This is a genomic window from Undibacterium sp. WLHG33 (assembly GCF_049544815.1).
Taxonomy (GTDB): Bacteria; Pseudomonadota; Gammaproteobacteria; order Burkholderiales; family Burkholderiaceae_D; genus Undibacterium.
On record NZ_CP186697.1, the window covers coordinates 624740 to 639319 of the forward strand.

A 14580-nucleotide genomic window follows, 5' to 3' on the forward strand; every position below is an offset into this window, starting at 1 on the left:
TCCGTTATGAAGAGCGATGGGCGATGCGCCCCGGCGCCAGTTTTCCTGCCAGCAGTAATACGCTGATGCAGACGACGGAGGTCAGTAACACCAGCGTGTTGGCAACATCATCCTGCCCTGCCTGCACGGCTTCGTACACGGCGATGGACAGGGTCTGTGTTTTACCTGGGATGCTGCCGGCGATCATCAAGGTCGCACCGAATTCACCTAATGCCCGTGCGAATGCCAGCAAGACCCCGGCCAGAATCCCGCGCCATGCGAGTGGTAAGGTCACGCGAAAGAAAATGCCAATTTCTGAAATACCCAGCACGCGCGCTGCTTGTTCGAGCTGGCCATCAATTGCCTCAAATGCAGCGCGTGCCGGTTTAAAGACTAAAGGAAAAGCGACGACAGCAGCGGCAATGACGGCGCCTTGCCAGGTAAAGATCAGGCTGATACCAAGATGATCCTGCAGCCATGCGCCAAGCCAGCTGCGGCGTCCCAGCAAGACCAGCAGGTAATATCCGAGCACTGTTGGCGGCATCACCATCGGTAAGGTCAGCAAGGTGTCGAGCAGATCGCGCCCGGGAAAGCGAACGCGCGCCAGCAGATAGCCAACGGCGATACCCGTAATCAGATTCAGCGCGGTCGCCCAACCGGCAACTTTCAGCGACAACAGCAGCGCGTTCCATGCGACATCCATACCAGACGATCAGCCTTTCTTAAATCCGTATTTTGTCAACACCGTCTGCCCCGGTGCGGACAGCAGATAGTTGATGAAGCGCTTCGCTTCTTCAGCATTAGCACTATTTTTGATGCGGGCAACCGGATAACTGATCACCGTGGCAGTCGGTATTTCCAGCACGACTTTGACTTTGTCTTTCATGATCGCGGCATCGGTGGCATAAACGAAGCCCGCATCGACCTCGCTGCGGGCAACATAATCGAGTGATTGCCGCACGTTTTGCGTGCTGATAGTTTTACTTTCGAGTGCTGGCCACAGTTTCGCCGCTTCCAGTGCCTGCATGGTATAGCGCCCCACAGGTACGCTGGCCGGATTGCCAATCGCGATGCGTTTAATATTGGCCTGATTCAGATCGTCGAGTCGTTTGATGGCGATTTTACTGTCGGCCGGTTCAATCAGAACGAGGGCATTGCGCACGAAATCATGACGCTCATTCGCCATTACTAAGCCCTGTTTTTCTGCGGCATCCATGGTTTCCTGATCTGCCGAGGCGAACACATCGACCGGTGCGCCTTTGGCGATTTGCTGCAACAAGGCACCTGACGCTGCAAAGTTCAGGGAGACTTTAGCTTCCGGATATTGCGCCTGATAATTCTGAGCAATTTCTTTGAACGCATTGGTCAGACTGGCGGCGGCCGAAACAGTAATTTCTGCCGCGCAGGTGAGATTTGATGCGCCGGCCAGCAACGTCGCCAACAGCAGGCGTTTCAAGGTTTTCGTTTGCACGTGACAGCTCCGGTGAGTTGAACAGAAGTCGTAATATACACTTATATATAACGCCATCAAAGAACGGGTCCGGATAATCTTGATTCAGGTCAGTAATATTTTCTAAGCGGCAAGATATGACGATGCTGAACATCAGGATGCAAATAAAAAGCCCACCAAACGGTGGGCTAAATTTAAGCTAAGGCGTTGATGGTCAGCCGCAAGCGCCGACGTAGCCGCACGACACACAACGGCTGCACCCATCTACTTTTTGCAAGGCATACGCGCCGCAATCCGGGCATTTTTTACCGCTGGGGATATACGATACCGGTGCGGATTCTGCGGTATAAGTCAGATCATTGGCGCTGTACTGGTGCAGGCGGGATTTGAATTTTTCCGCCAGCACATGCACTGGAATCTGATTGCCGGAGGCGTCCAGAAAGCCGCGCTTCATCAGCATGCGTTGCAATGAGTAGCCGATGGCAGCCACTTCGGATTCGTGGAACAGCGGCGCTTGCGAGCCGTCGTCTTTAGTCAGCATGCCGCAGCGTACGGTTCCCTTATCCCACACCACTTCACGCATATCAGCCAATGCTTTAGCGATGGAACTACCCGAGCGCGCCGCCATTGACAGCAGACGCATGCTGGCGGAAATCCATTGCTGACCGTCGTTTTTCTGACCGGCAGGCATGAAGAATTCAAACGGACGTTCTATCGTGATCTGTTCGCCACCAACCATACCTTGCACGTGTATAAAGCTGACGGTCAGGTAAACGGTTTTTTTGCCTTCGTAGGTGGTGTACTGCACTTTCGACGTGATCGATTCCAGATCGCCGAACGGACGACCTTCAAATTGCTTACGCAGCAAATCTTCGTCCTGCTGCTGACGCGTCAGCGCGGTAGCAGTTTCCGTTTCCGGTGTGGTGCTGGCGACTGATAAAACGCTGCCGAGTATGCTGTTTGGCCGGTAGGTTGCCAGACCTTTGAGTCCGGCACGCCATGCGTCCATGTACAGATTCTGGAAGTCTTCGTAAGGATAATCGGCCGGGACGTTAACTGTTTTTGAAATTGCCGAATCGATATAAGGCTGTACGACCTGCAGCATTTTCATGTGGTCGCTGGCCGACATATTCAGCGCAGTGACGAACTGATGCGGCAATTTGCTGTCGTCGGACACATCGTGCCCCATCGCGCGGTATAAACGCCAGGCGTGATCCGCGACTTCATAGATACGTGCGTCGCCAGCGGCCATGCGCTTTTTACGGTTATAAACCCATGAAAATGCGGGTTCGATACCGTTCGACGCATTGTCTGCAAAAGCCAGTGTGATGGTCCCGGTTGGTGCAATCGACAGCAGGTGAGAATTGCGCAGACCATTTTTTTCTATGGCTTTACGAACTGCTTTCGGCAAACGTTGTGCAAATTGGCCTGCCAGATATTTCTGGCTGTCGAACAAGGGGAAAGCGCCTTTTTCTTTTGCCAGTTCGGCGGAGGCGAGATACGCCGTATCGCGCAGAACTTCAGATACCTGACGGGCGAATTCGCGGCCTTCATCAGAATCGTAGCGTATGCCCAGCATCACCAGTGTGCTGCCTATGCCGAGAAAGCCAAGGCCGACGCGGCGTTTCGACATCGCTTCGGCTTTTTGCAGATCCAGTGGCCACGCGGTGGCATCGAGCACATTGTCGAGCATACGGGTCGCCACTGTGATGACGGATTTAAATGCATCAAAATCAAAGCTGGTGCCGAGCGAAAATGGATTTTTGACGAAGCGTGTCAGATTGATAGAACCGAGGCAGCAGCAGCCGTAATCCGGCAAAGGCTGTTCGGCGCAAGGATTGGTCGCTTCGATTTTTTCACAGTAATACAGATTGTTTTCTGTATTCATGCGAGACAGGAACAGAATGCCTGGCTCAGCATGGTCGTAAGTCGATTTCATGACGACTTCCCACAGGTCGCGGGCGCGCAGTGTTTCATAGACCCACAGTCCATCCTCACGCTGATACGCGCCTGCCGCTTTGCGGTCTTCGCTTGGTTCTGCTTTGTGCACGAGACAGAAATCCGTGTCGTCCGCCACGGCTTGCATGAACTCATCGGTGACACCGATGGAGATATTAAAGTTGGTCAGGCCGCCTTCGTCTTTGGAGCGGATAAATTCCAGAATATCGGGATGATCGCCGCGCAGTACGCCCATTTGCGCACCACGCCGCGCACCGGCAGATTCAACCGTCGAGCATGAGGCATTAAATACCTGCATGAAAGATACCGGGCCAGAGGCGCGCGAACGTGTACCGCGCACCAGCGCATCTTTAGGGCGGATACTGGAAAAATCGTAGCCGACACCGCCGCCGCGCCGCATGGTTTCAGCCGCGTCTGCCAGTGCTGCGTAAATACCGGGCTTGCCATCGGTCGGACTGGACACCGAATCACCGACCGGTTGCACGAAACAGTTAATCAGCGTCGCATGTAAATCCATACCGGCTGCGGAATTAATACGGCCCGCAGGAACAAAACCGTTTTTTTGTGCCCATAGGAATTTTTCTTCGTAATAGGCCTGCACGTCTGCTTGTTCTACGCTGGCGAGTGCCTTGGCGACGCGTGCCTGCACATCATGAATAGTGGCTTCTTCGCCCTTCGCGTATTTTTCTAATAAAACATCGAGAGAGATTTCCTGTGGCGCCATGTCAGTGATTCCCGGGAGTTGTACGTTCGCATTCATTATCAGCTTAATTTCTCAGTGAAGATTACAAATAATTGACTAAAGCCAGCACCCTAACGATGGGCAGCGCTTCAGTATATGGGGCGGGGCCTGATTTGCCTTGACGGGTATCAAGGCAGACAAAATCCCCGCCGGTTCATCATTTTTGGCATCGCTTCTTACTTGCTTCGCAATTTTTGCGGGTAAGTAGTTGCTATGCCGGAAAGACCATGAAATTCTCAGGTTCAGATCAGGAAGGGAGCAAGAATCGCCATGGTGCGGGCGGTTGCGCCCTGATGCTGTAAAAAAAACGCATGTGCATGTTGTCCCATAGTTTGGCGTTTTTTATCGTCGCCAAGTAAGGCAAGCGCTTCGCGTAGCATACTCCGCGCGCCATCCACCCGCAAAGCAGCACCGGCTGCAATAGCCTGATCGGTGATTTCAGAAAAATTAAAGGTATGCAGACCTGTCAATACGGCTTTGCCCATGGCGCAGGCTTCGATCAGATTATGTCCGCCCAGCGGCACCAGACTTCCGCCGACGAAGGCGACATCAGCAGCGGCATAGTACATATACATTTCGCCCATAGTGTCGCCCAGCAATACCTGTACATCTCCAGAAATCGGTGCAATTGTCGCGTGATCGAGCGCGGAGCGGCGAACATACGAGATGCCGCGCGCTTCCAGCATCGCAGCCACCTGATCGAAACGTTGCGGATGGCGCGGTGTGATGATCAGCAAGGGTTTCTCATGCAGCAAGGGAAATTGTTCCTGAAAGGCAGCGAGGATCAGTTCTTCTTCACCGTCGCGGGTACTGGCGCACAGGATGACCTGACGCTCGCCAAAACTGCGGCGTAAAGCGATGCCGCGTTCTGCCATCAGTGCCGGCGGCGAGACATCAAATTTCATATTCCCTGTGACTTGGGGTTCGCTGATGCCCAGTTCAGCTAGGCGTTCCGCATCCGGATTCGACTGCGCTGCAACCGCGCTGATCGCGTGTGCCGCTGGCAACATCAGGGCGGACAAACGGCGTGCTTTGTTCAGCGATTTTGCGGATAAGCGTGCATTCACCAGCGTGACCGGCACCTGCAATTCTTTGCATTGCGCGATCAGATTCGGCCACACTTCTGTTTCTATCAGGATGCACAGGCGCGGAGAATAATGCCGCAGAAAACGGCGCATCATCCAGTTAATGTCATACGGCAAAAATGCCTGCGTCAGCCGCGACGATACATCGGCAAACAGCTTGCCACCGGTTTCACGCCCAGTCGCGGTCATGTGCGTCAGTAACAGATGATGCTGCGGATAGGCTTCCAGCAATGCCCGTATCAAAGGTTCTGCAGCGCGTGTTTCACCTGCCGACACGGCATGTACCCAGATCGTCGGTTGTTGTTGGGCGGCGTAAGCAGGAAAAAATCCCAGGCGTTCGGCGATGTGCTGGCGGTAACCCGGCTCGCGACGACCACGCCACCAGAGACGGAAGACAGCAAAGGGCAGCGATAAACCCCAGATGAAAGAATAAAGAAGGCGCATGGATTAGTTTTTTCTGAAATTCACCAGCACGATACCACTGAGTACCATCACGGCGCCAATCGCAAAGCGCGGGCTGACGACATCATTCATCAGCACGACGCCCGCCGCGACACCGAACAGCGGTGTCAGAAACGAAAACGCAGACAGGCGCGATGCCAGATAGCGACGCATCAGCCAGAACCATGCCAGATAACTGGCAAAAGCCACCACCACACTTTGAAACAACATGCTGATCCAGGCGGCTTGGTCCCACGCTGAAAACACATCATCGCCCTGCGCATAGGCAATGGCGGTTAAGGCAATCGCTGCCCCGGCGAGCTGATAAAACAGCGTGGTCGTCGGCTCAGCTTCAGATAAGCTCGATTTACGTATCACTACCGTCGTTGATGCCCACAACAATGCCGCCAGAATACCGAAACTGTCACCGATCAGCATGTCATGCATGGCGCGCGGGTTATTGCCAAACGCGCCGGAAAACGCAATGGCGACGCCACCAAAGGCCATCAATATGCCCAGCCATTGCCGCGCCTGCAGACGTTCTGCCGGAATCAGCCAGTGCAGGGCGAGCACCGTGAAGATGGGCGCGGTGTATAAGAACACCGACATATGTGAAGCCGTGGTGAAATTGAGTCCATACGAGACCGCCAGAAATTCGCCTGCGAACAGCAGACCCGCCAGCAAACCCGGGCGCAGATGCGGCCCCGTCAGCGCGAATGGAATTTTTCTGAGCGAAATTAAAGCGAGTACTAACACGGCGGCAATGCCTGAGCGCAAGCCGAGTTGTAGTGTGGAACTGATGGCATGCGCAGCCATTTTGACCGCCACTTGTTGTAAACCCCAGCACAGGCAGAGCAGTAACATCAGGCCGATGGCGTTGCCGTCGAGGCTCTTGCGGATAGTCATGTGGTAAAAAAGAAAATAATGCAGAAATCTGAAGAAGCAGGACTATACCCTAAGTCGCACGGCGGCTGAGTTTCTTGTTCAGCAAGCGCCAGATATGGCTGATACTGGCGACCCGCTGCGACTGTATTGCGCGGCGTTTGCGCCAGGTATCCGGCAAGCCGTACAAGGCGTCACGCTTGGCGCGAAGAATGACCTTGCCCTGACCAGCACCAACGAAATAGATGATCGTCAGCAGATTCAGTACCAGATGCAAAGGCAGGCAAAGCCAGAACAGGATGCCGGGCATGTTTTTCACGAAAGTCCAGACCAGATTGCGGTGGCCGTAATACACAGAGAAATCGCTGCGTTTACCTGTCAACGCCGAGCCGACATGATTGGCAACCGACTCCGGCACATACAAACAGCGATGACCGAGCAACTGGTAGCGAAAGCCGAGATCGATATCCTCGACATAGCAAAAATAATCTTCATCGAAACCACCAATCGCATCGAACACATCGCGTCGGTACAATCCGGCTGCCGCGCAGGTTGAGAAAATTTCCCGGCGTTCTAAAAATGATGGCTGCAATGGCTGCCCGTGCGCCTCACGCCAGACCAGCCCGCTGACGTGATACGCGTCACCGACGCCGTCGAGCAGGGTGCCTGTGTTGGCATCCATCAGGCGGCTGCCGAAGATCGCAAATTCCGGCTGCGCAACGGCTGCATCCACCAGGGCTTTGAGCCAGTCCGGTTCAGGAAACGCATCCGGATTCAGCAAAGCGATCCATTCGCTGTCGGGCGCTGCCAGTTTGACGGCGAGATTGTTACCCGCCGCAAACCCGAGATTGCTGCCTGCATGTATCACTTTGACCTGCGGAAACGCCTGTTCGATTGCATGACCGGAGCCATCGCTGCTGGCATTATCGACCACGATGATTTCATGCGGCTGATAGCTTTGCGCGCACAGATCGGTGACGCAGCGTTGCAGCAAAGCACCGCCATTCCAGTTGACGATGACGACGCTGACTTTGGGAGTAGGCGATGAGGGAGCGGCTTGCATGCGGTGATATTCTTTTCAGTTGAAATTGCCGGAGGTGCTGACAGCGGCTGCGTTGTTATAGTAACTGCTGTATTGCCTGTTCGACTTCAGCGACGGCGGGCGGTACGCCATTATCACCGAGGTTGATGATCTTCGGTGACCAGTTTCCTTCGGTTTTCCATTTTGGTGAAGCGCAGTAAATTTCTATGGTCGGCGTCTCGTAAGCGGCTGCGATATGCGTCAGGCCGGTATCGACACCGATCGCGAGTGCGGCGGATTGCGCCAGGATGGTGGCGTCTTGCATGGAGAGCGCCGGTAACACCGTCGCATTCGGCATTGCTGCCGCCATCGCTTCGGCTTCGGCTTTTTCGGCCGGGCTACCCCACGGCAGCAGGATCGGTAACTCGTATTGTCGCAAAAAGGTGGCAATTGCTATCCAGTTGTTCCGCGCCCATTTTTTTGCCGCACCGGCAGTGCCGTGGAAAAAGACCACGTAAGGTGTCGCCGGTTTCCAGCTGGTGTCGCCGGTTGGCACACGCAAACCGAAACTGGCTGGCGTGTCGACAACATAGCCAGCCGCAGCGGCCGCCACCAGGCGACCGCGCAAAACGGCATGCGTGCGCTTGTCAACCGGTACGCTGAGATCATGAAATAGGCGCGAAATACCTTCGTAGCCTGAGCCCTCAGTGCCATTCGCCAGACCGGCTTTTTTCCCGTTTGGCGTTTTGCGTGCCATGCCCATGATGAGGCCGGTTTTCAGCAATCCTTGTGTGTCGAGAATCAGATCGTAGGCATCCTGTCGCAACTGTCGGTAAAACCCAGCGATTTCTGCGCGGGTCGCGGCCGAGCGCAGACTCTTGCGCCAGCGCCGTAAGGCGAAAGGAATGATATGCCGCACACCGGGATGCAGACGCACCAGATTCACATAGGCTTCTTCCACTACCCAGTCGATTTGCGCACCGGGAAAATGGCGCAGCAGATCATCAACAACCGGCATGTTATGCAGCACATCGCCAAGGGAAGAAACACGGACCAGCAGAATTTTCACGGAATTGTCAGTCACAAAAACAGGGGCAGATTAAACAAAGAACAGCGTTGCCAGGTCTTGGAATTTGGCGCCTTTTTCATATACTCCCCCCCATTTTTAGCATTTCTACCTTGATGTCCTTATCAACATTGGGCTGTAGAAAATACTGAGGGGAGTATATTTGAGGCATGTTGGCGGTCTTTTTTCCCTTCACTGCTCATGCTCAGAGCAGTGAAGCGCAAGTGCTTTAAAACGGCAGCGCGGCGTCAGGTTTGACTGCGAGCACCGCCTGCTTCATCGCCGCCTGTATGCGCGCCAGCGCGGCTGGTGTTTCCGCTTCAAAACGCATCACGATCACCGGTGTCGTATTCGAAGAGCGTGCCAGACCGAAACCATCCGGATATTCAACCCGCAGACCATCAATCGTGATGATTTCATTGGAACCCGGGAAACTGGCATTCGCCTGCATTGCTGCGATGAGTGTGAAATTCTCGCCTTCCGCTAATTTCAGTTGCAGCTCTGGCGTTGACGCTGATTGTGGCAAATCATTCAGGGTTGCGGTCATGTCCTTAACGCGGCTCAGAATTTCCAGTAAACGCGCGCCTGCATACATGCCATCATCAAAACCATACCAGCGGTCTTTGAAGAAAATATGTCCGCTCATTTCGCCGCCGAGCGGTGAGCCGGTTTCACGCAATTTTGCTTTCACCAGCGAGTGCCCGGTTTTCCACATCAGCGGTACACCGCCGCGTGCTTTGACCCACGGTGCGATATGGCGCGTGCATTTCACGTCGTACAGAATCTGCGCGCCGGGATTGCGGGTCAGCACATCTTCGGCAAACAGCATCAGCTGGCGATCAGGGTAAATGATCTGACCGTCTTTCGTCACAACGCCGAGGCGGTCACCATCGCCATCAAAGGCCAGGCCGATTTCTGCATCGGTCGTTTGCAGGCAATGAATTAAATCCTGCAGATTTTCAGCGTGCGCAGGATCAGGATGATGATTCGGGAATGTGCCATCGACTTCGCAGAATAATTCGATCACTTCGCAACCCATGCCGCGATACAGATCGGCCGCAAACGCACCGGCTACACCATTGCCGCAATCAACCGCGATTTTGATCGGACGTGCCAGTTTAACGTCGCCGATAATGCGCTCAAGATAGGCCGCTCTGATATCGTGGGTACGGTAGCTGCCGCTGCCCTGAGCAAATTCTTTTTTCAGTATGGTCTGATACAGAGCCAGAATCGCATCGCCATAAATCGCTTCACCGGCGAGCACCATTTTGAAGCCGTTGTAATCCGGTGGATTATGGCTGCCGGTCACCATGATGCCAGATGTCGCACCCAGCACATTGGTGCCGAAATACACCATCGGTGTGACGACCACGCCGAGATCGATCACATCGACACCAGTGGATTGCAAACCTTTAGCGAGCGCGGTGATCAGATCGGGGCCGGACAGACGGCCATCGCGACCAATCACAACCGTTTTTTCACCCTTGGCAACGGCGGCACTACCGAAGGCCTGACCAATCAGGTAAGCAACATCGGCATCAAGCGTTTTACCAATAATGCCGCGGATATCGTACGCCTTGAAAATACTGGGAGAGAGTAGGGACATAACAACCTTGCTGATCAAAATGAGGTGATGATGGAATGATAAATACGGATTAAATAGAGATTAAATACCGAACCTGATACAGAAAATAAAGCATAACTTAATGCAGACCGTTGACACTGCTCACGTTGTCTGCGGCGGCATGAGATGCCTGCCAGATCAGATCTTCGATGCCGCATTGCGGCTGGTATTCTGCCACTGTTTTTAATAACAGGGCACGTATTTGTTCATAGTCAAATACGGTGCAGGCTTGCTCAAGCGCGGTCAGCGCCAGGCTTAATTGCTCCCAGGGAATTTCATTTTCCTGCGCCCGCATAATCAGCGGGTGGCTGGTGCCTTCAACGTTGTCGCCGATCAGCAGTTCTTCGTACAGTTTTTCACCGGGACGCAGGCCGACGTGCTGTATCTCTATCGTTCCCTGCGGCGTAGTTTCTGATTTCACTTCCAGCCCGCTCAGATGCACCATGCGGCGCGCCAGATCGATAATGCGCACCGGTTCACCCATATCAAGCACAAAGACATCGCCGCCTTCGCCCATGGCTCCTGCCTGCAATACCAGTTGCGCCGCTTCCGGAATGGTCATGAAATAGCGCGTGATGTCAGGATGCGTCAAAGTAATCGGGCCACCTGCCATGATCTGTTTGCGAAACAGCGGCACGACTGAGCCTGACGAGCCCAGCACATTACCAAAGCGCACCATACAAAAACGCGTGCTGTGCTGGCCATGCGAAAACGCCTGCAAAATTAATTCTGCGAGCCGTTTGCTGGTACCCATGACATTCGTAGGACGCACTGCTTTATCCGTGGAAATCAGCACGAAGTTAGCTACTTTCGCCTTGATCGCCGCTTGCGCCACCGCCAGCGTACCGAACACATTATTGCGTATGCCTTCGACCGGATTGTGTTCGACCAGCGGCACATGTTTGTAAGCCGCAGCGTGATACAGCGTATCAATGCGGCAGGCGGAAAAAATTCTGTCGAGCTTGGCAGTATCAAGCACCGTGCCGAGAAACGGCAGTATCTCGACATCAAGATGCAGCTGTGCGCGTAGCGACAGCAATTCATGCTCGATTGCATATAAAGCGTATTCGGACATTTCCAGTAACACCAGCTTTTTGGGACGCTGACGCAGAATCTGGCGGCACAGTTCTGAACCAATAGAGCCGCCTGCACCAGTGACCAACACATGTTTGCCGGTGATGCAGATACTCAGTAAGCGGTTGTCCGGTTCAACCTGATCTCGACCCAGCAAATCTTCGATTTCAACATCGCGCACATCCTGCACCCGCAGTTCGCCGTTAACCAGACTTTGTATGGAAGGCGTAACTTTAATTTTCAGCTTCAGATGTTCGAGCTGATTCAATATCTGTTTTTGCCGGGTTTTACTGGCCGAGGGTATCGCCAGCAGAATCTGCTTGATACCGAGTTTACCGACCAGCGTATCAATTTCTGCCGGGCTGTAAATCTGTATACCAGCGATCGTTGAGCGATGTTTTTTTTCGTTGTCATCAATAAACGCGACGCAGATATGTTCACCGCCAGCCCGCAATGCCGTAGCGAGTTGCGCCCCGGCTTTTCCTGCGCCGTAAATGCAGACATGAATCACGTTGTCTGCCATATCGGCGCGCAGAAACCAGCTGCGCGCAAGAAAGCGGCTGGCACTCAGATAGAGGATAGAACCGGCCCAGAAAAAGCCGAAGATCGCGCGCGAAATCGGCATGATATGCAGCATCACGCCGATGAAGGCCAGCAGCAGAACGGATGTGCTGGCTCCGATAAAGATCACGCTGATAATTTTCTGATCAATAAAACGAATGACGGCACGATACAGACCGATACGGATAAAAATCGGTACAGAGACAAAAGGAATAGAACAGATCAGCCAGAAATAATGCCGGAACAACTCGGCGTTAAAGCCATCGTAACGCAACCATATCGCCAGGATGAAGATCAGCGGCAGACACAGCGCATCAAGCGCAGCGGCCATGATTTGCTTCTGCAGGCGGGGGAGATGGAGTAATGTTTGCAGCATGAGCGTAGTCCTAATGCGTGATGCCGTCGCGACGTAAAACCTTGAAAAAAGTCATCAGCAGTATGCGCATATCCAGTAGAAATGACTGCTGTTGCAGGTAATAGGCGTCGAGCTCCACTTTCACCGGAATCGGTAGTTCGTCGCGACCGTTTACCTGCGCCCAGCCGGTTAAACCGGGTGGAATGGTGTGGACGTTTTTTTCAGTACGTAAGGCAATCAGATCATGCTGATTGTACAGCGCCGGGCGCGGGCCAACGAAACTCATATCGCCGTTCAGGATACTCCACAGTTGCGGCAGCTCATCCAGACTTGATTTTCTGAGAAACGAACCTATCGGCGTCAGATACTGATCCGGGTTACTCAACAAGTGCGTGGCAACTGCGGGCGTGTCTATGCGCATGCTGCGGAATTTCGGCATCTTGAAAATGACATTATTCTTGCCAACACGATCCGACCAGTAAACGGCAGGGCCGCGCGAAGTCAGCTTCACGCACAAGGCGGTGATCAGTATGGGCAACAGCAATATGAGTGTGGCACATACAGCGAGCAGCAGGTCAAAGCAACGTTTCAACATAGTGTTATGGTAATTGTGTCACGGTAGCGGCCAGTCCCTGTTCCACAGTGTAGGGCGGAGTCCAGCCTAGTAATGTTTTCGCCTTGGTGATATCGACTTGCAATGATAAGCACAGGCGATCAGCAACAGATTTTTTTCCTGCCAGCATCGCCGCCAGCGTGAGTAAAGATGGTGGACACGGTAGCAAGCGTGATGGCACCTGCAAGGCTTTGGCGCACGCCTGCAATAATTCAGCGGTCGATAAATCCTGATCGTCGGAGACCAGAAAAATTTCTTGCCCTGCATGCGGGTGATGCAGACAGGTATCGATCAGACTGATCAGATTGCCGAGATAAACAAAGCTGCGTTTGTTTCTGGTGCTGGCCAGCGGCAGCGGTATACCTTTTTTAACCCAGCGCAGCATGCTTAAAAAATTCGCTTTCACACCTGGCCCATAGATCAGCGGTGGCCGGATGATCGTTACTGCCATACCGGTTTGCTCACCCAGCTGCAACAGGGCAATTTCTGCTTCACACTTCGATATGCCATACGGGTCTTCGGCAAGAGATGCATCTTTTTCGCTGAACGGTTTTCCCGGTTGCGTCAGCTCGCCGTTGACTTTGACGGAACTGATAAAAATAAACTGCCGCACACCCGCTGCCGCCGCTTGTCTGGCCAGCGCCAGTGTGGCGTCAACGTTGACGCGACGGAACAAGGCCAGCGGATCAGCCGCGGACTCATGCATCACATGCACACGGGCAGCGCAATGTATGACTGCGTCAACCTCATGCAAATGAACAGTCCAGTCGACATCTGGTGTCAGCTGCGGAACCAGCGGATTTTCCATCAGCGGTGATTGATAGCTGAGTGGCTGACGGCTTGGGCAAATCAGTGGGCGATTTTGTGAAAGAAAATATCTGGCGACCGCTTGCCCGACAAATCCGCTTGCACCAGTGATGAAGATGCGCTGCCCCATATCAGCGTGCACCACTTGTTCGACGTGGATAGACAAAATATTTGCGCGATAAAAACTTCAGGAAACTGCGGATAAACCAATTCGCGTGGGGCGACAACAGACTGCGGTTTTTATGTGCCGCAAAATGGATTGCCTGCAGTTGCGGGTAATAACGCACACCTTTTCCCAACATCAGATATGAACGATAGCAAAGATCGACGTCTTCAAAATACATAAAATAGCGATCATCGAAGCCCTGCAGCGCTTCGTAATGGCGCGCATCGAACGCTAAAAATGCACCTGAAGCCCAGTCTGCATGAAACGGCGCTGTGATTTTCTCTTTATCGTAGGCTTGTGTCAGCGAGCGTACGACGGCCATACGCAATGGCGACAGAAAATCCGGAAACAAACGGATATTCGCATCAGTCCTGAGGTGATTTGCATCTTTAAACAAATTCAGGGTTGCCAGCGGAAACTGATCACGCTGCATTTCTTCAACCAGTTGTCTGAGCGTATCCGGTGTGATGGAAATATCCGGATTCATGACGACGAATATGTCATCAGTGCGGAAACCGACACTGTTTTGTATTTGCCGGAACAGAAAATTATTGTTCGCACCGAAGCCCAGTCCTGCAGAGGCATCGGTATAAGAAACGCCGTGCTGGTGGCAGTAGTCTTTTAATTTTGCAGATGGCAGATTATCTTTGAGCCACAGATGGATATCGTCATGCTGGCCAAGTAATCCGCCCAGCCGGGTTGAGATCAGCAGATCTTCATGTCCATGACTGATGATGGCAACATGAATCATAAGT

12 protein-coding genes are annotated in these 14580 nt (G+C 53.3%); all 12 read right to left on the reverse strand.

Annotation, left to right across the window (positions count from 1 at the left end):
* Positions 1-4: 4 nt before the first annotated feature.
* The 12 genes from modB to ACOTSW_RS02915 all read right to left on the reverse strand — a co-directional run bounded on the left by modB (position 5) and on the right by ACOTSW_RS02915 (position 14576).
* The gene (gene modB / locus ACOTSW_RS02860) at positions 5-682 is read right to left on the reverse strand and encodes a molybdate ABC transporter permease subunit (protein WP_423680893.1); all 678 of its coding nucleotides are present in this window, start codon (positions 680-682) and stop codon (positions 5-7) included.
* A gap of 9 nt (positions 683-691) precedes the next feature.
* Positions 692-1450: a molybdate ABC transporter substrate-binding protein gene (gene modA / locus ACOTSW_RS02865; protein ID WP_423680894.1), complete on the reverse strand. Its 759-nt coding sequence runs from the start codon at positions 1448-1450 to the stop codon at positions 692-694.
* Between the two features lie 193 nt (positions 1451-1643).
* Positions 1644-4148, reverse strand: coding sequence for an adenosylcobalamin-dependent ribonucleoside-diphosphate reductase (locus ACOTSW_RS02870; RefSeq protein WP_423680895.1), 2505 nt, complete (start codon positions 4146-4148; stop codon positions 1644-1646).
* Positions 4149-4372: 224 nt separating this feature from the next.
* Positions 4373-5659 (reverse strand): lipid IV(A) 3-deoxy-D-manno-octulosonic acid transferase, encoded by a 1287-nt coding sequence (gene waaA / locus ACOTSW_RS02875; protein ID WP_423680896.1) that lies wholly within the window; start codon positions 5657-5659, stop codon positions 4373-4375.
* Positions 5660-5662: 3 nt separating this feature from the next.
* Positions 5663-6562 carry a DMT family transporter gene (locus ACOTSW_RS02880; RefSeq protein WP_423680897.1) on the reverse strand — a complete coding sequence of 300 codons (900 nt, stop codon included), beginning with the start codon at positions 6560-6562 and terminating at the stop codon, positions 5663-5665.
* 49 nt (positions 6563-6611) lie between these two features.
* The gene (locus tag ACOTSW_RS02885) at positions 6612-7601 is read right to left on the reverse strand and encodes a glycosyltransferase family 2 protein (RefSeq protein WP_423680899.1); all 990 of its coding nucleotides are present in this window, start codon (positions 7599-7601) and stop codon (positions 6612-6614) included.
* 55 nt (positions 7602-7656) lie between these two features.
* Positions 7657-8643 (reverse strand): lipopolysaccharide heptosyltransferase I, encoded by a 987-nt coding sequence (waaC, locus tag ACOTSW_RS02890; protein WP_423680900.1) that lies wholly within the window; start codon positions 8641-8643, stop codon positions 7657-7659.
* Positions 8644-8854: 211 nt separating this feature from the next.
* A complete protein-coding gene (locus ACOTSW_RS02895) occupies positions 8855-10231 on the reverse strand; it encodes a phosphomannomutase/phosphoglucomutase (RefSeq protein ID WP_423680901.1) in 1377 nt (458 codons plus the stop codon).
* 97 nt (positions 10232-10328) lie between these two features.
* Complete coding sequence (locus ACOTSW_RS02900; protein ID WP_423682241.1) at positions 10329-12257, reverse strand: polysaccharide biosynthesis protein; 1929 nt, start codon at positions 12255-12257, stop codon at positions 10329-10331.
* A gap of 13 nt (positions 12258-12270) precedes the next feature.
* Positions 12271-12831 (reverse strand): sugar transferase, encoded by a 561-nt coding sequence (locus ACOTSW_RS02905; RefSeq protein ID WP_423682242.1) that lies wholly within the window; start codon positions 12829-12831, stop codon positions 12271-12273.
* Between the two features lie 7 nt (positions 12832-12838).
* Entirely contained in the window at positions 12839-13825 is a 987-nt protein-coding gene (locus ACOTSW_RS02910; RefSeq protein ID WP_423680902.1) for a UDP-glucose 4-epimerase family protein, read from the reverse strand.
* Positions 13791-14576, reverse strand: coding sequence for a hypothetical protein (locus ACOTSW_RS02915; RefSeq protein WP_423680903.1), 786 nt, complete (start codon positions 14574-14576; stop codon positions 13791-13793). The genes ACOTSW_RS02910 and ACOTSW_RS02915 overlap by 35 nt, the downstream gene beginning before the upstream one ends.
* Positions 14577-14580: the final 4 nt, after the last annotated feature.

Coding starts and splice junctions, on each gene's coding strand:
- ACOTSW_RS02870 (WP_423680895.1), bottom strand. CDS start 4,148: ATGAATGCGAACGTACAACTCCCGGGAATCACTGACATGGCGCCACAG.
- ACOTSW_RS02895 (WP_423680901.1), bottom strand. CDS start 10,231: ATGTCCCTACTCTCTCCCAGTATTTTCAAGGCGTACGATATCCGCGGC.
- waaA (WP_423680896.1), bottom strand. CDS start 5,659: ATGCGCCTTCTTTATTCTTTCATCTGGGGTTTATCGCTGCCCTTTGCT.
- modB (WP_423680893.1), bottom strand. CDS start 682: ATGGATGTCGCATGGAACGCGCTGCTGTTGTCGCTGAAAGTTGCCGGT.
- ACOTSW_RS02885 (WP_423680899.1), bottom strand. CDS start 7,601: ATGCAAGCCGCTCCCTCATCGCCTACTCCCAAAGTCAGCGTCGTCATC.
- ACOTSW_RS02915 (WP_423680903.1), bottom strand. CDS start 14,576: ATGATTCATGTTGCCATCATCAGTCATGGACATGAAGATCTGCTGATC.
- ACOTSW_RS02880 (WP_423680897.1), bottom strand. CDS start 6,562: ATGACTATCCGCAAGAGCCTCGACGGCAACGCCATCGGCCTGATGTTA.